The following is a 21629-nucleotide window of genomic DNA, read 5'->3' on the forward strand; positions in this document are numbered from 1 at the left end:
TGAGGGTCATCACAGCTCGACAGAGATCATTTTGCATGGTTGGGCGGCGGTCGAGCAGACTGTGACTTTCCACCAATGGACCCGTCATCCGCCTAGCGAACAGGGCAGCCCCACATGTCACCCCCCACGCCCCGGCCTTCCGCCGACGCGCCCGCGACTCCCCCCGCGGCCACGGCCACCACCGCCGCCACTTCGGTCTCTCCCCGCGCCGACTCGGCACTCACCCACGGGCTCAAGCAGCGCCATCTGTCGATGATCGCGCTCGGCGGTGTGATCGGCGCCGGGCTGTTCGTCGGCTCCGGCGCGGGTATCGCGGCGGCCGGTCCGTCGATCGTCGTCGCGTACGGCGTCTCCGGACTGCTCGTCATGCTCGTGATGCGCATGCTCGGCGAGATGTCGGCCGCCAACCCCGCGTCCGGTTCCTTCTCCGTCCACGCCGAACGGGCCATCGGCCCGTGGGCCGGCTTCACCGCGGGCTGGGCCTTCTGGGTCCTGCTCTGTGTGGCGGTGGGACTTGAGGGGATCGGGGCGGCGCAGATCGTCTCCGGCTGGCTGCCGGGTACGCCGGAGTGGGCCTGGGTGGCGCTGTTCATGGTGGTCTTCCTGGGGACGAATCTCGCGGCCGTGAAGAACTTCGGCGAGTTCGAGTTCTGGTTCGCCTCGCTCAAGGTCGGCGCGATCGCGCTGTTCCTGGTGCTCGGTGTGCTCGCGATCCTGGGCGTCCTGCCCGACACCGACGCGCCGGGACTGGCGAATCTGACCGGTGACGGCGGCTTTCTGCCGAACGGTTCGCAGGGGCTGGTGATCGGCCTGCTGGCCTCCGTCTTCGCGTACGGGGGTCTGGAGACGGTCACCATCGCGGCGGCCGAGTCGGAGAACCCGGTCCAGGGTGTCGCGAAGGCCGTACGGACGGCGATGTGGCGCATCGCGCTCTTCTACGTCGGCTCGATGGCGGTCATCGTCACTCTGGTGCCGTGGGACGACCCGAAGATCACCGAGAAGGGTTCGGGACCGTACGTCGCGATGCTCGACCGGCTCGACATCGCCGGCGCGGGCCAGATCATGAACGTCGTCGTGCTGGTGGCGCTGCTGTCGGCGATGAACGCCAACATCTACGGCGCTTCGCGCATGGCCCGCTCCCTGGTGGCGCGCGGCCAGGGCCCGAAGGTGCTGGGCAGGGTGACGGGCGGCGTCCCGCGCCACGCGGTGCTCGCCTCGTCGGTCTTCGGTTTCCTGTGCGTGCTGCTCAGTTACTGGCGGCCGGACGACATCTTCGCCTGGCTGCTGAACATGACGGGCGCGGTGATCCTCGTCGTCTGGGCGTTCATCGCGGTCTCCCAACTGGTGCTGCGCCGCCGCACGGAGCGCGAGGCACCGGAAAGGCTGGTCGTCCGGATGTGGCTGTACCCGGCGCTGACGTGGGTCGCGCTGGCGGGCATGGCGACGATATTCGTCCTGATGCTGGGTCAGCCGGACACACGCGACCAGTTGTTGGCGACGGGCCTGCTGACGCTGGGCCTGGCGACGATCGGTGCCGTACGGCAGCGGCGTGCGCGCGGGACTGGGCCGGCAGCCTGAAATCCACGGCTCCCGCAGGGCCGTGAGGCGTCATGCGACCGGGACGCGAAACGGGACACATAGGGTCAACGCGACCGTTGGCGTGAACACACGCCGGCCGAGCGCGGGTTCGGGGCAACTCGGCCCACGGGGCCCGTACGGAGCGGCCACCGCGGCCCGCGCGGTCCCGACCACGCCCAGGGAGCAGGCATGACGACGGCCCCACCGACGTACCCGACCGAGGCCCAGGTCACCATGACCCTCGCCACGCTCGCCGCCACGGCAGCGACCCCCCGCCCGTCGGGCGAGACCGTGGCGGAACAGACCCGGCGCGCCCTCACCGGCATCGCCGCGCGACTGACCGACAGCTCGCTCGCCACGGGGGACACCTGGCTGCCGATGTGGCTGGCGATGAGCCCGGACAACGGGAACCTGGTGTACATCGCCTGGAACACCGCGGCGAACCAGTTCGCCGTGGTCGTCCGAGGCACGGTCAGCGCTCCGACCGACATGATGGAGGACCTCGACGTCGGCACGCTGGTGCCGTTCACCGCCGGCCGGCCACCGTCGCCCGTGGCCGTCTCGGCGGGTGCCATGGCCGCGTTCACCCAGGTCGTCAACACGCCCGGCCTCGCCTACTGGGACATCGTCCAGGACGACGCCAAACCCGCCCTCCCCGCCATCACCGTGGCCTCGGGCACGACCCTCCCGCAAGCGCTGCTGGAGCTGCTTACCGCCGCGTATTCCTCCCCCACGGTCTATGTGACCGGCCACAGCCTCGGCGGCTGCGTCGCGACCATGCTGGCCCCGTACCTCCAGAAACTGCGCTGGCCGAACACACCCCAGTTCGGCCTCATCACCTTCGCCACCCCCACCGCCGGCGTCGCGAGCTTCGCCCGGTACGTCGACTCCCTGTCGTTCAACCCGAGCGCGAGATACGTCAACGCCTGGGATCTCGTCCCGTGCGCCTGGTCCGATCTGGACGCACCCAAGGACTGGTACCCGAAAGACGCGGGACCGAGGGCGAACGTTGACGTGAAGTTCCTGCTCACGGAGATCGACATGCTCAGAAAAGGGAACGTCTACGTCCAGCCCCAGGCCGCCGGCACCACCACGATGAACGGCGACTACGCCCAGCACGACCCTCAGCTGGTCAACAAGACCCTTGAGGACTACCTGGGCCAAGTCGCCTTCCAGCACGCCAACTCCACCTACCTGATGCTGCTGGGCGCCCCTCTCGTCCCGCCGGGACCGCTGGTGACCTCGTTGAGTACCACCTCCGGGGCGGGAGGAGCCACGGTCACCATCAGCGGCAGCGGATTCGACCCGGACTCCGTCGTCGACTTCGGTCCGATCCCGTGCGCCGAGTTCTCCCTCAACTCCGCCGGTACGCAGATCTCCGCGACGGTGCCGGACGGCGCCGGCATCGTCGACGTCCGCGTCACCACCAAGTTCGGCACATCACCCGCCGTCCCACTGGGCCGGTTCGCCTACGGCGGACCCGCGCCCGTGGTCGTCACCTCTGTCTCACCGAACAAGGGAGGCGCCGGCACCCCGGTCAAGATCTACGGCTCGGGCTTCGCCGACAAACCAGCGGTGATGTTCAGGGAAACCGCCGGGGACAATGTCAACTACCAATCCCCGACCCTGATCACGGCGTCGGTACCGAAGCGGACGGAGGAGCACCCGAGAACGGTCGACGTCACGGTGACGATCGGCGTGGCCACCTCGCCCACTACCTCGGCGGACGAATTCAGCTACCCGAAAATCCTCCCGGACGAGGACTGATCGCGGGCTCGGGGTCAGACCGAGTACTTCTCGTGCGGGACGCCCCGCTCCCACACAGCCTCGAACGCGGCAGATGCCAACCGCGCCACGACTGGCTCGGTTCGGAACTCCCAGCCAGGTTCAGACCAGTTACCGTTTCCTGAGAAGTGGTTGAAGAGCACGGTCTCACTGTCGAACACCCAGCAGTCGTTCCCAGGCAGGGCAATGTCCGACGCCTGCCGCCTGGGCAGCCAGCGGACTTGCTCCCCGGCCTGGACGTTGACCACTGTGCCGGCGTGCTCGTACCGGATGTAGTCGGTGACGGGTTCGGAGACGACACGGGCGCGACGAACCAGAACGCCTCGGGCGACGGTGCACCGAATCAAATCAACCCAAGGAGTCCAGTACTCGGAAGTGGGGTTCACGTCACGTTGCCCCGTACGCTTCCAGTTCTCGAAGTCCTCGGCTTCATCGCCGACGCCGTACGAGTCGCGCATCTCAAGGTGCACGGCCGAGTGCTCGGCCGCCGCCAGCAGTTCATTGAAGCCCGGCTCGTTCTGCGACATCGCATGCCTCCCTGAGTGTCGGCACCATGCGGGCAGCCGCCGGTGACAGCGCGGCCCCGGCGCGGAAGCGCCGGGGCCGGTTTGTTGCAGCGGGGTCAGTGGAGTGTCCGGACGAACGCCTGCCACGCGGGGGCGGGGAAGACGAGCGCCGGGCCTGCCGACACCTTCGAGTCACGGACCGGCACGACGCCGGGGAAGCCGTCTGACACCTCAACGCAATCGCCGCCGTCCGAATTGCTGTACGACGACTTACGCCAAGCGGCCTGGGTCAGATCGGGTCGGACGGATCGCATGGCGGGATCTCCTCAATCAGTTGCCTGATGAAACCTGCGGACTCCTCCGGAGAGAGAGTCTTGTCACGTAGCAGATCGTAGGACAAACGCAGTGCTTCGACCTTCTCCGGTTCCTCGATCAGCTCACCGGACTTCGAACCCTCCAGATAGGCCACGGACTTCCCGCTCGCGAGCCAGAGAACGGTCAGCGAGCCTCCCAGCAGATCATGCAATCCCGCCGAGAACGGCACCACTTGGATGGTGACGCCGGACCGCTGCCCCGCTTCGAGCAACGCTTCCAACTGGTCCGTCCACACCTTCGGGTCCGTTGCCGCGCGGCGGAACACGGCCTCGTCGAGCAACGCCCTGAAGTGAGGAGCGTCGTCGCCCTCCAGGATGTCCTGACGGCTCATCCGCGCCGCGACCTGCTCGGCCAGTTCCACATCATCGCGTGGGCGGCCCTTGGCCAGGATCTCCTCGGCGTAGGCCTCCGTCTGAAGCAGGCCGGGGATGACGCTGCACACGTACTTGTACTGAACAGTCGCCTCCCGCTCCAGCCTCATGAACCGCTGGTACCGGTCCCCGAACGCGTCCTCCCTCGCCAGCACCCACAGCTGCGACAGCTGGTTCTTCGTCCCGTACACCGCGTCCAGTGCCGCCACCACCTGCGGTGACCCCAGCCGCGCACCCGTCTCCAGCTTGTGCAGATACGCGCGGTCGTACGTCGTCAACTCCTGCAGCTCGGCGAGCGACTTGCCCGACTCCTCACGCAGGCGCGCGATCGTCTCGTACAGCATGACCCGCGCCGATGCCTCCCGGCCCGAGTCGGACGTGCCCTTCGCCATGCCAACTCCCCTGTTTCCTGCGGCGACAGAGCTGTGGCAGCCCGTCCCGAGCGTAGTCAGCCGCACATCCTTCGGGAGCGGAAAGTGCCCAGTTCATCACATAGGGCTACGCTTGGCACGGCACGTTCAGCACCAGCCGCAGCAGCGGCCTCTCAGGCAGTCGGCAGGCCCAGAGCGCGCAGGGTGCCAGGTGGCACTTCAAGACTTTCCAGTTCGTGGGCGAGGCGCAGCACCTGGTCTGCCACACCGAGTTCACGGGGCGTCTCGGGGACGGTGTCGCCGAGACTCCGCAGAAACTCTGCGGACGAAGCGGTCGATGCGCTTCGCCTCATTGCCAGCGTTTTTGGGAATGCCGGATTCTACCCAAAGCGATCAACTCAGCACCCAGAGCTACTACCCGCACGGCACGTTGAGCGACAGCAGCGCCGCCCCCTTGCCGTCCAGGCGGATCTCGCTCACCGCCGCGTTCCGCAGGCGCGGGAAGACCCGGCGGTATTCGCCCAGCGGGATCGACAGGAGGTCGCAGAGCACCAGCCGCAGCAGGGTGTTGTGGGCGACCACCAGGACTCGGCCGCCGTCGTGGGACGACGCGATGTGGTGGAGTGCCGCCTTGCCTCGGGTGGCGGCGGTGCGGGGGTCCTCCGCGGAGGGGAAGGGGTTGGCCACCGGGTCGGCGCGGAACGCCGCCGTCGCCGTCGGGTCCACCGACTCGAACTCGGCCAGCGTGCGGCCCTCCATCACCCCGAAGTCGCATTCGCGCAGGTCGTGTTCGCGTGTCGGTACGAGGTCCAGGGCGCGGCAGGCCGGCTCGGCCGTGGCGATCGCGCGGGGCACCGTCGATGTCCACACCGCGTCGATGGGCGTGCCCGCCGCCGCCTGCCGTCCCGCCCACCAGCCCAGCCGCACCGCCTGGGCGCGGCCCTCGTCGGTGAGGTCGACGTCGCTCACGCCCGCGTAGCGGTTCTCGGCGTGCCAGAGCGTCTGGCCGTGGCGGGCCAGCAGCAGGGTCGTACTCATGAGTTCTCCAAAGCGTCGGCGCGGATGCGGGCATGCGCGGCGACCGGGGCGGGGAGCCAGCCGCGCCGTTCCAGTTCGTCGACCATCCTCAGGTACGGCCCGAGGAAGCGCGCGGTTCGCGCGGGGTCCGGGCGCAGGACATGGCCGAGGCCGACCATGCGCCCGGCGGCGTCCGCGAGGGTGGGGGCGGCGCCCGCGCCGTACGCGGCGAGGACGGCCATCCCGAGCGCCGGTTCGCTGTGCCGGGGGATGTGTACGGTGCGGCCGAGGATGTCGGTGCGCAGCTGGTTCCAGTACGCGCTGCGCGAGCCGCCGCCGGTGAAGGTGAGAGTGCCGTCCTGGGGGGCGCCGAGGTGGTCCAGGTAGTCCAGGCAGAGCCGTTCGGTGTGGCCGACGCCCTGGAGGAGGGCCGCCCAGTGGTCGGCGTCGGAGAGTGGTGAGCCCAGCAGGAAGGGCGCGGCGTCGGGGGCGAGGAAGGGAAACCGCTCGCCGCGCGAGACCAGCGGGTAGGCGAGCGCGGTCGACGGCTCGTGCGCGTGGGCGAGGGCGTCGTAGCTCGCCGGGTCCGCGTCGGGGAAGGCCGCTGCGAGCGCGCCCGCCCCGACCCCCGAGGCGCCGCCGGGCAGCCAACTTCCGTCCGGGGCACGGTGGTTGTAGACCACGCCGGTGCTGTCGTGGACGGGCTCGGCGGTGACGCCCTTCAGGACGAGCGTGGTGCCGAGGACTGAGTTCCAGGACCCGAGGCCGAGGGAGCCGGAGGCGATCTGGGCCGCGCAGCCGTCGGTCATCCCGGCGATCACGGGGGTGCCGGCGGGGATGCCGGTGGCCGCCTCGCCGTCGGCGTCGACCTCACCGAGCTTCGTGCCGGGGCGTACGACCTCCGGGAGCATTCCAAATGCCAGGCCCAGGGCGCGCAGCTTTTCGTGTGGCCAGGTGTCCGTCGTCAGGTCGTAACCCGTCTTCAGCGCATGGCTTGAGTCCGTGGGGGTACAGCCGCCGACCAGGCGGGAGACGATGAAGTCGGGTTGGTGGGTGAGGCGTACGCCCCCGGTCGCGGGGTGCCGGCGCAGCAGCCACATCGCCTTCGGCAGGGCCCATGTGGGCTGTACGCGCAGTCCGCCGTCCCGCGCCAGGGCCGTCTCGGCGGTGGCCCGCCCGTCGTCGTACATCAGGCCGGGCGTGAGCGGGCGGCCCGCCCCGTCGGTGAGCAGGACCGTGCCGGAGGTGCCGCATACGGCGAGCGCGCCGATGGCGCCGCGCGGCCGGTCCCGCAGGGCTTCGCCGACGGCCTTGCGCACCGCCTCCCACCAGTCGTCCGGCGACTGCTCGTGGCGTACCCCGTCGCGGCTGCCGCCGAGTGGGGCCGCACCGCTGCCGAGCATGTCCCCGTCGTCCCCGACGAGCACCGCACGGACGCTCTGTGTACCGAGATCGATACCCATCCACATATCGGCTCCCTCTGTGAAGTTCTCACTCTGCACCGAGAGTTTGCGATGCGCGAGGGATTGACGCGCAACTACCGGTGTTCCAAGCTCTGTTAACCACTCGAAGGAACGCGTTATCTGGCCGGACCGTGGAGGTCACGGATGGACATGCACGGGCACCTCGGGCACGACCGTCGGCGATTCCTCGCGCTCACGGCGGCGGTGTCGTCCGTCCCGCTGCTGAGCGCCTGCGGGGCCGGCTTCGGCGGCGGTGACAGCAAGAGCGATGGTTCGGCGGCCGACGACGTCACCGGGTCGTTCGACTGGCAGCGGCACAAGGGCACGACCGTCAAGGCGTTGCTCAACAAGCACCCGTACACGGACGCGCTGATAGCCGACCTCAAGGCGTTCACCGCGAAGACCGGTATCAAGGTCGAGTACGACGTGTTCCCCGAGGACAACTACTTCGACAAGCTGACCGTGGACCTCTCCAGCGGCCGGGCGTCGTACGACATCTTCATGCTCGGCGCCTACATGGTGTGGCAGTACGGCCCGCCGGGCTGGCTGGAGGACCTGGGCCCGTGGATGCGCAACGAGTCGGCCACCGGCGCCGAATGGGACCAGGACGACTTCCTGCCGAGCCTCCTCGAAGGCACCCAGTGGTCCCTGAAGGCCGGGACGCCGCTCGGCCAGGGCGGGCAGTACGCGCTGCCGTGGGGCTGGGAGGCCAACGTCGTCGCGTACAACACGGAGGTCTTCGACAAGCTGGGGCTGAAGCCTGCGGAGTCGTTCGACGAGCTGCGTGAACTCGCGGGCACCATCAAGCGCAAGGCGCCGGGCGCCGGTTTCGACGGGATGTACGGGGTCGCGGTGCGCGGCTCGCGGAGCTGGGCGACGATCCATCCCGGCTTCATGACGATGTTCTCCCGCTACAAGCTCAAGGACTTCACGGTCGACGGGGAGAGCCTGAAGCCCGCCATGAACTCGCCCGAGGCCATCACGTTCACCCGTGACTGGGCGGACATGGTCAAGAAGGGCGGGCCGCCCTCGTGGACCTCGTACACCTGGTACCAGTGCTCCAGCGACCTGGGCGCGAAGAAGGCGGGCATGCTCTTCGACGCGGACACCGCCGCCTACTTCCAGGCGGTGAAGGGCGCTTCGCCGGCCGCCGGGAACATCGCCTTCCATCCGGGGCCGAAGGGGCCCGACGGGTCGCTGGCGACCAACATGTGGATCTGGTCGCTGGGGATGAACGCCAAGAGCAAGAAGAAGAGCGCCGCCTGGCTGTTCCTCCAGTGGGCCACCGGCAAGGAGCATCTGCGCAAGGGCGCGATCGAGTACAACCACATCGATCCGGTACGGAAGTCGGTGAGCGACGACCCGGCGTACCGGAACAAGATGAAGGAACTCCCCGGCTTCATCGAGACGTTCGAGGCCGTCCAGGACCAGACGCGGATCCAGTTCACCCCGCAGGAGCAGTTCTTCGACGCGACGACGAGTTGGGCGTCGGCGCTCCAGGAGATCTACGGGGGCAAGAGCGCGGGACCGGTGCTGAACGGCCTGGCGGACGATCTGGCCTCGAAGGTCGGGTGACGCCTGATGGACTCGTCGACGGAGGCCGATCACGGGGCGGCCTCGTCCGACGACGCGGCCGTGGCCGGCGCCCCTGAAAAGGCGTCGGCCGCGGGACCGGGGCCGTCGTACGGGGGCGGCCCCGGCGGCTCCGGCGGCTCCGGCACGGAGCGGAGCGTGCCCCGGTGGCGGCGCTCCCTGCGGCCGTATCTGCTGATCGTGCCCGCCCTGCTGCTGACCGGTGGCATCCTCTATCCCTTCGGACTCGGCCTGTACTACACGGTGTTCGACTTCGCCGCGAGCAAGCCGCAGCCGGACTTCACGGGCCTGGAGAACTACCAGCGGATCTTCACCGACTCCTCCTTCTGGGACTCGGCGTGGGTGACGGTGCTGTACGCGGTCGGCGCCGCCGCCGTCGAGACGGTGCTCGGCGTCGCGGTGGCGCTGCTTCTGCACCGCTCGACCCTGGTCGGACGGGTGCTGGAGAAGGTCCTCATCCTGCCGCTGATGATCGCGCCGGTGATCGCCGCCATCATCTGGAAGCTGATGCTCCAGCCGTCGGTCGGGGTCGTGAATTATCTGCTGCGGCCGTTCGGTCTGGGCGGGGTGCAGTGGACGGACACCCCGACGGGCGCGCTGCTGTCGTCGATCGCCGTGGACGTGTGGGTCTACACGCCGTTCGTCGCGATCCTGGCGCTGGCCGGGCTGCGTTCGCTGCCCACATCTCCGTTCGAGGCGGCGGCGGTCGACGGGGCGGGCTGGTGGTTCACCTTCCGCAAGCTGACGATGCCGATGCTGTGGCCGTACGTCCTGGTCGCCGTGATCTTCCGGTTCATGGACTCGCTGAAGGTCTTCGACATCATCTACGCCCTGACGGAGGGCGGCCCCGGCGACTCCACGGTGGTGCTCCAGATACGCGCGTATCTGGAGGCGATCCGCTTCCAGCGCTACTCGTTCGGGCTCAGCTACATGATCGTGCTGTGGGCGGTGGTCTATCTGGCGGCGATGGTGCTGGTGCGCTATCTGGGCCGGATCCAGAACCGGGCTGCGGAGGTGCCGAAGTGACGCCGCATCAGGCACCGACGAGGCCGAAGGGGGCCATGAAGCGGCGGGTGTTGGGGATCGCCGCCGACGGCGCGCTGATCCTCTATTTCCTCTTCGCGCTGTTCCCCGTCGTATGGATGGTGATCCTCTCCCTGAAGCCGGCGAACGAACTCTTCAGCACCTACTTCTCGTTCACTCCGACCCTGGACTCCTACCGGACGGTGCTCGGCGCGGGCCACGACGAGGGCGTGCCGTTCGTACGGTTCTTCGTCAACAGCCTGGTGGTGTCGCTGGGGGCGGTCGGGCTCTCCCTGGTGATCGGGCTGCCCGCCGCGTACGCCGCCGCACGCTGGCGGTTCCGCGGCTCGGAGAATCTGATGTTCACGCTGCTGTCGTTCCGCTTCGCGCCCGAACTGACCGTGATCATCCCGCTGTTCGTGCTCTACCAGCAGCTCGGTCTCTTCGACACGTACGTCGGCATGATCTGGGTCCTGCAACTGGTCACGCTGCCACTGATCGTATGGATCATGCGGTCGTACTTCGCCGATCTGTCACCGGAGCTGGAGCAGGCCGCGCTGCTCGACGGCTACACCCGCAAGCAGGCGTTCTTCCGGGTCGCGCTGCCGCTGGTGAAGCCGGGCATCGCCGCCGTATCCCTGCTGGCCTTCATCTTCGCGTGGAACAACTTCGTCTTCCCGCTGATCCTCACCTCGTCCGAGGCACAGACCGTGACCGTGGGCGCGCTGTCGTTCCTCGGCGGCGACCGGCCCAAGTACAACCTGACGGCCGCCGCCGCGCTGGTGTCGGTGGTCCCGCCGCTGCTGCTCGCGCTCACGATCCAGCGGTATCTGGTGCGGGGCCTGTCGTTCGGGGCGGTGAAGTCATGACGCACTCCGTGCCGGGCTCCACCTCGATCGCGCTGCGCGGCGTCCACAAGTCGTACGGACGCACCACCGCGCTCGACGGCATCGAACTGAACGTCGCCGAGGGCGAGTTCTTCTGTCTGCTCGGCCCGTCCGGCGCGGGCAAGACGACCACGCTCAAGACCGTCGCCGGTCTGGAGGAGCCCGACTCCGGCGCCGTCGAGCTGGGCGGCCGGGACATGACCGGCGTCGAGCCGTACGACCGGGGCGTGGCCATGTGCTTCGAGTCGTACGCGCTCTATCCGCACCGCTCCGCCTACGACAACCTCGCCTCGCCGCTGCGCTCCCCCAAGTACCGGCTGCCCGCCGCCGAGGCCCGTGTCCGAATCCACGACGTCGCCGAACTCCTCGGTATCGAGCAGCTGTTGGAGCGCCCGGTCGGCGCGCTGTCGAACGGGCAGCGGCAGCGGGTGGCGCTGGGCCGGGTGCTCGTACGGCCCGCCCGCGCGTTCCTCCTCGACGAACCGCTCTCCCATCTCGACGCCAAGCTCCGCCAGGCCATGCGCGCCGAGCTGAAGGCGATCGGCGACGTCCGGCACACCACCACGCTGTACGTCACGCACGACTCGGTGGAGGCGCTGGCGCTCGGCGACCGGATCGGGGTGATCAGGGACGGCCGGATCGTCCAGACCGGGACACGGGAGGAGATCTGGCACCGGCCGTACGACACGTTCGTCGCCCGCGCCTTCGGGCGCCCGCTGATCAACCTGCTGCCGGGGACGGTCACGGCGGACGGACACTTCGGGTCGGCGGAGGGCGGCTTCGTGCTGCCGGTGGACGTACCGGCGGCGCCGGACACGGAGGTGCAGCTGGGCGTACGGCCGAGGGATGTCACCCTCGACGGCGGTGCCGACGCCCTGGAGCTGACCGGCAGCGTCTATGTCACCGAGGTCCTCGGCCGCGCCACCGAGGTCACCGTCCGGCTCGGCTCCCGGCAGCTGTCGCTCGTCGCCCCGCGCGCCGCCGCGGCGGGTCTGCGCGCGGACGCCCCTGTGCGGCTCTCCGTACGGCTTGAGAACCTGCTCCTGTTCGAGGCCGACCGGCCGGAGCGTCCAGGACGAAGGATCACAAGATGAGCACCCAGCAGCAGCGGGGCCCCGCCCCGCGCCAGGCGGCGATAGCCGAGTACGTCCTCGCGCAGGGCGAGGGCACCGCCGCCGAGCTGGCGACCCGCTTCGACGTCAGTCTGATGACCATCCACCGCGACCTGGACGAGCTGGAACGGCAGGGCATCGTACGGAAGTTCAGGGGCGGGGTGACCGCGCAGCCGTCCGGTGTCTTCGAGTCGAACGTCGCCTTCCGACTCAAGGCGATGCACGAGGAGAAGGCGGCCGTCGCCCGGCACGCGCTGACCCTCATCGAGCCCGGCATGGCGGTCATGCTGGACGACTCGACGTCCACCCTGGAGATCGCGCGCCGGCTCGGCTCCATCACGCCGCTGACCGTCGTCACCAATTTCCTTCAGGCGATCACGCTGCTGTCCGTGGAGCGCGGCATCCATCTGATGGCGCTCGGCGGCGACTACGACCCGCTGCACTCCTCGTTCCTCGGCGTCAGTTGCGTCGAGGCCGTGCAGTCGCTCCAGGTCGACGTCTGTTTCACGTCCACCTCCGCCGTCTCCGGGGGTTACGCGTACCACCAGGAGCAGCACATCGTCTCCGTGAAGCGGGCGATGCTCGGCTCGGCGGCCAGGAACGTCCTGCTGCTCGACCACTCCAAGCTCGGCCGGGTCGCCCTGCACCGGCTGGCCCCGCTCTCGGCCTTCGATCTGGTGCTCGTCGACGCCGGCGCCTCCGCCGAGGCGCTGCGCGACCTCGACGAGCACAAGGTCCCCTACCACGTCTGCGAGGTGGGCGGTGACTGAACCAGCCCCTTTCCGGCGGTTCTTCGCGGGTCCGAGGCGCCTGGCACGGCACCTCGCCGCGTTGTCGGACTCGGCCACGTACGCCCAGCACGAGACCGATCCTCCGCCTCGCGATGCACCGCACCAGACCCCTCGGGCTGATCCGCGAACATCCGCCGGAAAGGGGCTGACCCTGCGTGAACTGCGCAAGACCTATGTGGCGCGCGGCCGTCCCGCCGTCGACGCCGTGCGCGGCATCGACATCGAGCTGCGCTCGGGCGAACTGCTCGGTCTGCTCGGCCCGTCCGGCTGCGGCAAGTCCACCACGTTGCGGATGATCGCCGGTCTGGAGTCGGTCACCGGCGGCGACATCCTGGTCGGCGGTGACTCGGTCGTCTCCCTGCCCGCGCGGGAGCGCAACATCGGTGTGGCCTTCGAGAACTACGCGCTCTACCCGCCGCTGACCGTCGCGGACAATCTCGGATTCGGGCTGGCGGCCCGCGGTCTGCACAGCCGTACGGAACGGGCCAGGCGGGTCGCCGACATGGCGGAGCGGATCGGTCTCACCGACCTCCTCGCCGCCCGGCCCGCCGGTCTCTCCAGCGGCCAGAAGCAGCGCGTCGCACTGGCCAGGGCGCTGATCCGGGAGCCGGACGTGCTGCTCCTGGACGAACCGCTGTCCCATCTGGACGCCGCGCAGCGCGACACGACCCGCCGTGAACTCAAGCGGATCCAGCGGGACTCGGGCCATACGACGATCCTCGTCACCCACGACCAGGAGGAGGCGCTGTCGCTGGCCGACCGGATCGCGGTGATGCGGGACGGCGTGATCCAGCAGCTCGGCACGCCGTACGAGATCTATGACGCCCCGGCGAACATGTTCGTCGCCGACTTCGTGGGCGAGCCCGCGATCAATCTGCTGCCGGGCGTCGTGGAGTCCGGTGGACGGGTGAGGCTCGGCCCGACGGTGAGCTTCCCGTGCCCGGCCGGTCCACCCCCCGGCCGCGCGGTGGTGCTCGGCATCCGTCCGGAGGACCTGCGGCTGACCCGTGTGGGTGAGCCGGGGGCCGGGACGGAGGACACCGGGTCGGGCGGGGCGGCGGACGGCGCCGTACGGGCTACGGTCAGCGCCCATGAGCCGCTCCCGGAGTCCGGAATCGCCACGCTCACGCTCCATGGCGTCGCGGAACCCCTCGTCGTGGAGACCGGCCCGGAGATCCGCCTGGACCGGGACGACACCGTGCGCGTCACCGCCGACCCGCAGCACACGCACGTGTTCGACGCCGAGACAGGAGATGCGCTGACGTGAAGATCCTCGCCGCCGGAGACCACTTCGTCCTCAACTCCCTGATCACCGAGGCCCTGCGGCACGATGTCGCCGCCCCGGCCGAGATCACCGAACTCACCCTTCCCTGGCCGCTCACCCCCTTCGGCAAGGTCGCCGAGGTCGACGAGGCCAACGACTCCGAGGACGCGCTGATCGAGGCGCTGGACGGGGTCGAGGTCTGTGTGACCCAGATGGGTCCCTTCACCGAGAGGGTGCTCGCCGCGTCGCCCGCGCTGCGGATGATCGCCGTGTGCCGGGGCGGTCCGGTCAACGTCAACGTCGAGGCGGCTCGGGCGCGCGGCGTGAAGGTCTGCTTCGCGCCGGGGCGCAACGCGGCGGCCACCGCCGAGTTCACGGTGGGGGTGATGCTGGCGGCCCTGCGCCGGATCCCGCAGGCGCACAACTCCCTCGCCCTGGACGGGGAGTGGGACGCCTCGCTCTACACGTACGCACGCTGCGGCCCGGAGCTGGAGGACACCCCGGTGGGGCTGATCGGTTACGGCGCCGTCGGCAGCCGGGTGGCGCGTGTGCTGACCGCGTTCGGCGCCGAGGTGGAGGTGTACGACCCTTACGTACGCGGCGATGTGCACGGCATGCGGTCCCCCTCGCTCCAGTCGCTGCTGTTCCGGTCGAGCGTCGTGAGCCTGCACGCGCGGCTCACCCCCGAGACACACGGTCTGATCGGCGAGGCCGAACTCGCCCTGATGCCAAGGGGATCGGCCCTGGTGAACGTCGCGCGCGGCGGGCTGGTCGATACGAACGCGCTGTGCGACGCGCTCGACAGCGGGCATCTCGCGACGGCGGCGCTCGACACGTACGAGCAGGAGCCGCTGCCGGCCGGGGCGCGGCTGCGCTCCACCCCGAACCTGGTGCTGACCCCGCATCTGGGCGGGGCGAGCCAGGCCGTGGCGCGCAAGGCGGCACGGATCGCGGCGGCGGAGGTCGCGCGCTACGCCAAGGGCGAGCCGCTGGCGCACTGCCTGACGTGAACGACATGAGCGACGTAGGCCCTGGGACCTGAGGAGAGCGTGATGTACGTCGGTATCGATGTCGGCACGTCCACGGTGAAGGCCGCGGCCTTCGACGCGGACGGGCGCGCCCTGGCCGTCGAGTCCCGTCCGGTGCGCCTCGACATCCACGGCGGTCATGTCGAGCAGGACATGGAGGAGGTGTACGGCGCGGTCGTCGACGCCTACGGCGCGCTCACCGCCGCCCTGCCCGAGCCGGTCGAGCTGGCCGGGCTCACCGGGCAGGGCGACGGGGTCTGGCTGGTGGACGCCGACGGGCGCGCGGTGCGGCCCGCGATCTCCTGGATGGACGGCAGGGCCCACGAGTTCGTGGACGCGTGGCTGGCGTCCGGCGTCTTCGAGTCGGTGTTCCGCCGCAGCGGCAGCGCGATGTTCCCCGGCTGTCCGGGGCCGGTGCTGGCGTGGCTCGACCGTCACGAGCCGGCCGCGCTGGATGCCGCGACGACGGCGCTGTACTGCAAGGACATGGTCTTCCAGCGGCTGACCGGGGTGCGGGCGACGGATGTCTCGGACGCGTCGATGCCGTTCCTGGACCCCAGGACGCGGGCGTACTCCGGCGACGTGCTCGCGGAGTTGGGGCTCGCGCACCGGGCGCGGCTGCTGGCCCCGGTCAGCGATCCGCTCGCGATCGGTGAGCTGCCCTCGGGCGTACGGATCGCCAACGGGCCGTACGACCTGCCGGCCGGCGCGCTGGGCGCGGGGGTCACCGAGCCGGGCGACGGGCTGCTGATCATCGGCACATGCCTGGCCTCGCTCGTCGCGACGGACACGCTCGACCTGGACGGCGAGCCGGGCGGGCTGCACATCTCGACGGACCGGCCGGGGCACTATCTGCGCGCCATGCCCGCGATGGTCGGGACCGCCGCGCTCGACTGGGTGCTGACCATGACCGGCACGGACCACGCGGAGGTGGACGCGCTGCTCGACGCGGTGGAACCGGGAGCGGGAGGGGTCAGAGTGCTCCCGTACTTCGCGCCGTCCGGCGAGCGCGCGCCGTTCGTCGACCCGGCACTGCGGGCCGAACTGACCGGTGTCTCCCTGGAGTCGACGTCGGCCGATCTGATCCGCGCCACCTGCGAGGGCATCGCCTACGCCGCCCGGCACTGTCTGGAGGCGGCGGGCCTGACGGGCACCCTGGCGGTCTGCGGCGGCGGCACCCGGAGCCCCGCGTGGATGCGGCTGTTCGCCGATGTGCTGGGCAGACCGCTGCGGATCGTGGAGGGCGAGGTGGGCGCACGGGGCGCGGTGCTCGCGTCGGCGGCGCGCCACGGGGTGGAGCTGGACGTGGCGTCCTGGACCACCCCGACGTCGGTGGTGGACCCGGACCCGGAGCGGGCGTCGTACTACGCGAAGGGGTACGAGGACCACCTGGCCCGGCTGGGGGCGGCGCGGGAGAGGCACCGCACGTAGTGCGGGGTGGCGCGCCCGGCAAGCCCCAGGCCGGGGCAGCTGCCCTACCGTCCCGCCCCACACCGCCCGGCACGCCGAAACCCGCGGCGGGAGCCGGGGGCGTCGGGCACGGCCCGGCACGCCAGGGACGACGGTGACCCGGCACCGTCGCGGCGGGGCGGGGTCGGCGCCCCCGGTGAACCCCGAATGTCCGCCCGCCGCACAGACGGTGAAGTCGCCGCGCAGTGTGCCGAATTGGGCCGTCCGCCTGCCTATCGTGCAGCCGCCGGCCCCGGATTTCGTCGATCGACCGACGCTTCACGAGCCCACGAGGGAGACCCGTATGTCCGCACAGCCCAGACGCCGCTCGATACTGCTCGCGGCCGGTGCGGCCACCGCCGCCACGGCCGTGGGTGCCGTCGGCGCGGTGCCCGCCGCCGCCGCGCCGGGCACGAGCCGACCGGTGGTCATCGGTCACCGGGGCGCCGCCGGGTGGCGGCCCGAGCACACCGCGGCGGCGTACACCTACGCCGTGGAGACCGGCGCCGACTGGATCGAGCCCGACCTCGTCCCCACCAAGGACCATGTCCTGGTCGTGCGGCACGAGAACGAGATCTCGGGGACGACGGACGTCGCGAAGCACCCGGAGTTCGCCGACCGGCGGACGACGAAGACGGTCGACGGGCGGCCGGTGACCGGCTGGTTCACCGAGGACTTCACGCTGGCCGAACTGAAGACCCTGCGGGCGGTCGAGCGGCTGCCGTTGATCCGTAACCGCAACACCGTCTTCGACGGCCGCGAGCCGGTGATGACCTTCGAGGAGGTCGTGCGGCTGGCCCGCGAGCTGTCCCGGCGCCACCGCCGCCGGATCGCCGTCTTCCCGGAGACCAAACACCCCACGTACTTCCGCTCCATCGGGCTGCCCCTGGAGCCGGCGCTGGCGCGGATCGTGCGGCACTACCGGCTGGACGCGGACGAGTGCGTGGTCCAGTCGTTCGAGCCCAGCAGTCTCGCCGCGTTCGCCGAGGAGCGGCTGCGGCTGCCGCTCTGGCAGGCGCTGGGCACGACGGGCGCGCCGTACGACCTGGTCGCGGCGGGTGACCCCACGACGTACAAGGACATGATGACGCCGGAGGGGCTGCGGAAGATCGCGCGGTACGCGGACTGGATCGGCCCGGACAAGTCGTCGGTCGTGGAGCCGTTCACACTGCTGGCCGACGCGCACCGGGCGGGGCTGAAAGTGGGTGCGTACACCTTCCGTGCGGAGAACCAGTACCTGCCCGCGCAGTTCCGGCGCGGTACGAATCCCAACGAGTTCGGTGACGCCTTCGCCGAGTACGCCCTGCACTTCGGCCGTGGGGTGGACGCCGTGGTGACGGACTTCCCGGACGTCGCGGTCATGGCGCGGGACTCGGCGGAAGCCAGGGACTGACCCCGGACCGGGACGGGCGCCTGATCAGCACGGAGCCCTCTTGCTGTGTCGCAAGGCGCCGAAGTGCCCGCAGGGTGGTTTCCTGTGGGCACTTCGGCGATGCGGCGAGGGCCAACAAGGGCGAACCCCAGCCCGGCGGCGCCCAGTTCGACAACCCGAACCTGATCTACCCGGGGCAGGAACTCGACCTCCCGGCCGCCGACGAGCCGGCCGACCCGCCCGTCGACTCCGGTGACACCACCCCGCCGACCGAAGACACCCCGGACGAGCCCCCGGCGCCCGAAACGAACCCGGGGCACGACGACGCGCAGCCGCCGCCCCCGGCAACCACCGAGCCGTCCCCGTCCCGTACGGCCGAACCGTCCCCGGAAGCCACCCGCACCCCCGCACCGTCCAGTACTCCCGAAGCGGGAGACCGCACCGTCCCCTCACGCCATGCGGACGACGAGGAACTGGCCCCCGCCGCGGTATGGATGGGCGCCGGCACCCTGGCCGCCGCCCTGGTCGGCACACTCGGCGTCCGCCGCCGCCTCCAGCAGCGCCGCCTGCGCCCCGGCCGCCGAATCCCGATGCCCCAAGGCCGCGCGGCAGCGACCGAGCAGGGTCTGCGCGCGGCCCAGCTCCCCACAGGATTCGACCTGTTGGACGCCGCGCTGCGCTCTCTCGCCCTCAACCTCGCGGAAGCCCACCGCGACCTTCCGGTCATCGAAGCCGTCGTCCTGCACGAGTCGAAGGTCGAACTCCACCTCGACCAGGACACCGCCCCGATGAAACCCTTTACCGCCGCAGCCGGACGACAGGACATGTGGATCTGCGCGGCCAGCAGCCCCGGCCTCGCCGACGAGGAAACCCTCAAGGCCGCCGACGCCCCCTACCCGGCGCTGGTGTCGATCGGCTGGGACAACCAGGGCCACCTCGTCCTGGTCGACCTGGAGCACGTCGGCATCCTCCAGCTCGCCGGCCACCAGACCTTCGCGCGCCACGTACTGCAGGCGATCGCCGTGGAACTCGCCAACACCCCGCTGCCGGGCCACATGGAAGTCGCCGCTCTGGGAGAGGCACTACCCGGGCTCGAGAGCGCCGCACCCGAGCGCGTCGTCCGCACCACCGATCTCACCCACGCCGTCGCCGACCTGTCCGCCCACGCCGCCGACCAGCGCCGCGCGCTCGCCGGAACCGGCGCCATCTCACTTCGCCAGGCACGGCTGCGCGAGGACGCGGGAGGCGCCTGGACCCCGCACATCGTCCTGGCCGCACACCTGCCCCAGGGAGCCGACAGCGACCGCCTGGTCGACATGCTCACGGAACAACCCCGCACGGCGGCCGCAGTCATCACCACCGCCCCCGCCCTGGCCGACGATGAACGCCGCAGCGTGTGGACACTCAACTGCCAAGGTCCGGACGACACGATCGTGCTGCCCGGCTCCGGCCTGCCGGTCCACCTCCAGGGTCTGAGCGACGAGCACTACGAGGACGCCGTCGAACTCCTCACGCTCGCCGCGAGCGAAGCGGACGTCCCAGCCCCCGCCTGGGTGACCTCCCACGACGACGAGACCCCCACCGAGGACGAAGACGGGCTGCCAGCCGAGTATGCCGACCTCGAAGACGAAGAGATCGCCGCACAGGCAGCACCTCCCGCGCGCACCGCGCAGACACCCGACACCCCCGCCACCACCGGGCACGGGGCTGACATCCTGACGCTGGAGAAGCCGGCCGTCGCCGCACCCGCCGTACGACCGGACGACGAGCCGACCGGACCGTCGCTCGCCGAGGTCCTGGCCGAGGACGACATCCTGGATGACGGCGCCCCCCACCCCGACTTCTCCACCTGGGTGATGCAGCCAGACCCGACCGCACCCCGCGCCGCCGAACCGCGGAAAGCCGTCCACGCCACACTCCCGCCCGACACACCACCGACCCCCGCACCGAAGCCGGCTTCGGACCGCGGCGTCGGCCCGGCCGTCCTGGTGCTGGGCCCCATCGCGGTCGAGGGCGCCACCGGCCGGCTCGACTCCAACCGCCGCGGCCGCGGCGTCGAACTCGCCGCCTTCCTCGCGCTGCACCCGGGCGTCGACCACCACGCCATCGACGACGCCCTCTGGCCCGGACAACCCGGCAACAAGAACATGCGCAACTCCGTCATCTCCCGCACACGCTCCTGGCTCGACAAAGACCCCGACGGCAACGCCCACTTCCCCCGCGTCCAGGACACCGGCGACAGCCGCTACCGCCTCGGCCCCAAAGTCACCTGTGACTGGACCACCTTCCAGAAACACGCCCGCAAAGGCCTGGCCGACCAAGGCGAAGACGGCGACCTCGCCCTGCGCCGCGCCCTCGCCCTGATCCGCGGACGCCCCTTCACCGGCATCGACCCCGGCCGCTACGCCTGGGCCGAACCAGCCGTACAGGAAATGATCTCCGCGATCACCCACGTCGCGTACGAACTCTCCACCCGGCGCCGCGAAGCCGGCGACCACCCCGCCGCCCTCTGGGCAGCCCGCACCGGCCTGCTCGCCGCCGAGGAGAACGAAACCCTGCACCGCCAGATCTTCCTCGCCCACCACGCCGCCGGCGACATGCCCGCCCTCCGGCTCGCCGCCGCCACCTTCGCAAAGATCAACGAACGCCTCGGCGGCGGCGTCGACATGGACGCCGAGACCGCAGAACTCCTACGGAACCTGCTGCCCCAGCCGACGCGCACCCGCTGATCCACAACAGAAGCGGAGAGACAGATGAGGAGTGCACGAGAACAACGCAGCGGCCGGTTCATCTGCGCCGAGGAGCGGTCCCCGCCGTGTGCGCGGCCATATGTCGGTGCAGCTTCAACTGGGTTCTGTGCACGGCGAGTTGTGCGACGTCGCAGCGCCGGGCATGCTGATATGTCGTGTGCCTGAGCAACATTTTAGTGATGGGGTAGTCCATGGCCGCTGCACGGGGGAGCGACGTCTTTGAGGCGTCGCAGGTGCGGATTCTCTCGGCTTCCGGTGGGGTGGTCGGCGCCGGGTTTCTCGTTGCCGCTGATGTGGTGTGCACCTGCGCTCATGTGGTTGCCAGGGCGGTGTCCGATGCCGCGGGGGGAATGGCCAGCACGCCGGTGGACCTCGACTTTCCAGTGCTGAGCGGGCGCCCACAGGCGCGGGCGACCGTGGTTTCCTGGCGGAGCGGCGGGGCAGATGTCGCGCTGCTGCGGCTCGACGCGGCAGTTGAGGGTGCTCGGCCGGCGCCGCTTCCCGACGGGACCGGTGTATGGGGGCACATGTTCCGGGTGTTTGGCTACCCGGACCACGCCGACTGCGGAGTATGGGCGTCGGGCACGCTACGCGCCGGGCAGGGCTCGGGCTGGGTGCAGATGGAGGCGCAGGAGCCGGGGCCGCGCATCTCTGAAGGGTTCAGCGGGGCGCCGGTCTGGGACGAGGCGCAGGATGGCGTCGTCGGGATGACGGTCGCCGCGCACCTGGGCGCGAGCACCGCGTATCTGCTGCCGTCGGCCGGTCAGGCTCGGGGCCGTGCACGCGCTGGCCACCGGCTCTAGTGTCCTGCGCCTGAAATCCTGGCGATATATTTCGCTAACGAGTTGAGGATTTCGTCGGCGCTCTTGGTCCATGTGAACGGCTTGGGGTTCT

General features: G+C 70.4%; 19 protein-coding genes. 13 read left to right on the forward strand and 6 right to left on the reverse strand.

Annotated features, from left to right (window positions below):
• Window positions 1–114 precede the first annotated feature (114 nt).
• Window positions 115–1578: an amino acid permease gene (locus tag ACIBLA_RS26390; RefSeq protein ID WP_363242427.1), complete on the forward strand. Its 1464-nt coding sequence runs from the start codon at window positions 115–117 to the stop codon at window positions 1576–1578.
• Between the two features lie 189 nt (window positions 1579–1767).
• Window positions 1768–3345, forward strand: coding sequence for an IPT/TIG domain-containing protein (locus ACIBLA_RS26395; RefSeq protein WP_399200080.1), 1578 nt, complete (start codon window positions 1768–1770; stop codon window positions 3343–3345).
• Window positions 3346–3359: 14 nt separating this feature from the next.
• On the opposite strand, the gene ACIBLA_RS26400 is transcribed toward ACIBLA_RS26395, so the two are convergent.
• The 6 genes from ACIBLA_RS26400 to ACIBLA_RS26425 form a co-directional block, all read right to left on the reverse strand.
• The gene (locus ACIBLA_RS26400; RefSeq protein ID WP_399200081.1) at window positions 3360–3890 is read right to left on the reverse strand and encodes a DUF6879 family protein; all 531 of its coding nucleotides are present in this window, start codon (window positions 3888–3890) and stop codon (window positions 3360–3362) included.
• A gap of 95 nt (window positions 3891–3985) precedes the next feature.
• Window positions 3986–4183, reverse strand: a complete 198-nt coding sequence (locus ACIBLA_RS26405) for a DUF397 domain-containing protein (RefSeq protein ID WP_399200082.1) — start codon at window positions 4181–4183, stop codon at window positions 3986–3988.
• Window positions 4159–5007: a helix-turn-helix domain-containing protein gene (locus tag ACIBLA_RS26410; protein WP_399200083.1), complete on the reverse strand. Its 849-nt coding sequence runs from the start codon at window positions 5005–5007 to the stop codon at window positions 4159–4161. The genes ACIBLA_RS26405 and ACIBLA_RS26410 overlap by 25 nt, the downstream gene beginning before the upstream one ends.
• A gap of 152 nt (window positions 5008–5159) precedes the next feature.
• Window positions 5160–5339 carry a hypothetical protein gene (locus ACIBLA_RS26415; protein WP_399200084.1) on the reverse strand — a complete coding sequence of 60 codons (180 nt, stop codon included), beginning with the start codon at window positions 5337–5339 and terminating at the stop codon, window positions 5160–5162.
• Between the two features lie 61 nt (window positions 5340–5400).
• Window positions 5401–6024, reverse strand: a complete 624-nt coding sequence (locus ACIBLA_RS26420; protein ID WP_399200085.1) for a histidine phosphatase family protein — start codon at window positions 6022–6024, stop codon at window positions 5401–5403.
• On the reverse strand, window positions 6021–7466 hold the full coding sequence (locus ACIBLA_RS26425; RefSeq protein ID WP_399200086.1) for an FGGY-family carbohydrate kinase: 1446 nt from the start codon (window positions 7464–7466) through the stop codon (window positions 6021–6023). The genes ACIBLA_RS26420 and ACIBLA_RS26425 overlap by 4 nt, the downstream gene beginning before the upstream one ends.
• Window positions 7467–7610: 144 nt before the next feature.
• On the opposite strand from ACIBLA_RS26425, the gene ACIBLA_RS26430 reads away from it, so the two are divergent.
• The 11 genes from ACIBLA_RS26430 to ACIBLA_RS26480 all read left to right on the forward strand — a co-directional run bounded on the left by ACIBLA_RS26430 (window position 7611) and on the right by ACIBLA_RS26480 (window position 21538).
• Window positions 7611–9041, forward strand: coding sequence for a sugar ABC transporter substrate-binding protein (locus ACIBLA_RS26430; protein ID WP_363242435.1), 1431 nt, complete (start codon window positions 7611–7613; stop codon window positions 9039–9041).
• Window positions 9042–9047: 6 nt separating this feature from the next.
• Entirely contained in the window at window positions 9048–10085 is a 1038-nt protein-coding gene (locus ACIBLA_RS26435; RefSeq protein ID WP_399200087.1) for a carbohydrate ABC transporter permease, read from the forward strand.
• 35 nt (window positions 10086–10120) lie between these two features.
• Window positions 10121–10951 carry a carbohydrate ABC transporter permease gene (locus ACIBLA_RS26440; RefSeq protein ID WP_363242437.1) on the forward strand — a complete coding sequence of 277 codons (831 nt, stop codon included), beginning with the start codon at window positions 10121–10123 and terminating at the stop codon, window positions 10949–10951.
• Window positions 10948–12063 carry an ABC transporter ATP-binding protein gene (locus ACIBLA_RS26445; protein WP_399200088.1) on the forward strand — a complete coding sequence of 372 codons (1116 nt, stop codon included), beginning with the start codon at window positions 10948–10950 and terminating at the stop codon, window positions 12061–12063. Before ACIBLA_RS26440 ends, ACIBLA_RS26445 begins: the two co-directional genes overlap by 4 nt.
• Window positions 12060–12851, forward strand: coding sequence for a DeoR/GlpR family DNA-binding transcription regulator (locus tag ACIBLA_RS26450; RefSeq protein WP_363242440.1), 792 nt, complete (start codon window positions 12060–12062; stop codon window positions 12849–12851). Before ACIBLA_RS26445 ends, ACIBLA_RS26450 begins: the two co-directional genes overlap by 4 nt.
• Window positions 12844–14139 carry an ABC transporter ATP-binding protein gene (locus tag ACIBLA_RS26455; protein WP_399200089.1) on the forward strand — a complete coding sequence of 432 codons (1296 nt, stop codon included), beginning with the start codon at window positions 12844–12846 and terminating at the stop codon, window positions 14137–14139. Before ACIBLA_RS26450 ends, ACIBLA_RS26455 begins: the two co-directional genes overlap by 8 nt.
• Window positions 14136–15146, forward strand: coding sequence for a 2-hydroxyacid dehydrogenase (locus ACIBLA_RS26460; protein ID WP_363242442.1), 1011 nt, complete (start codon window positions 14136–14138; stop codon window positions 15144–15146). The genes ACIBLA_RS26455 and ACIBLA_RS26460 overlap by 4 nt, the downstream gene beginning before the upstream one ends.
• Window positions 15147–15188: 42 nt before the next feature.
• Entirely contained in the window at window positions 15189–16595 is a 1407-nt protein-coding gene (locus ACIBLA_RS26465) for an FGGY family carbohydrate kinase (RefSeq protein WP_399200090.1), read from the forward strand.
• Between the two features lie 322 nt (window positions 16596–16917).
• Complete coding sequence (locus tag ACIBLA_RS26470; RefSeq protein WP_399200091.1) at window positions 16918–18006, forward strand: glycerophosphodiester phosphodiesterase family protein; 1089 nt, start codon at window positions 16918–16920, stop codon at window positions 18004–18006.
• Window positions 18007–18080: 74 nt separating this feature from the next.
• A complete protein-coding gene (locus tag ACIBLA_RS26475; RefSeq protein ID WP_399200092.1) occupies window positions 18081–20714 on the forward strand; it encodes a hypothetical protein in 2634 nt (877 codons plus the stop codon).
• A 212-nt stretch (window positions 20715–20926) separates the two neighbouring features.
• Window positions 20927–21538, forward strand: a complete 612-nt coding sequence (locus ACIBLA_RS26480; protein ID WP_399200093.1) for a serine protease — start codon at window positions 20927–20929, stop codon at window positions 21536–21538.
• Window positions 21539–21629 lie beyond the last annotated feature (91 nt).

Origin of the sequence: Streptomyces sp. NPDC050433, assembly GCF_044458565.1 — a bacterium.
Classification (GTDB): domain Bacteria; phylum Actinomycetota; class Actinomycetes; order Streptomycetales; family Streptomycetaceae; genus Streptomyces.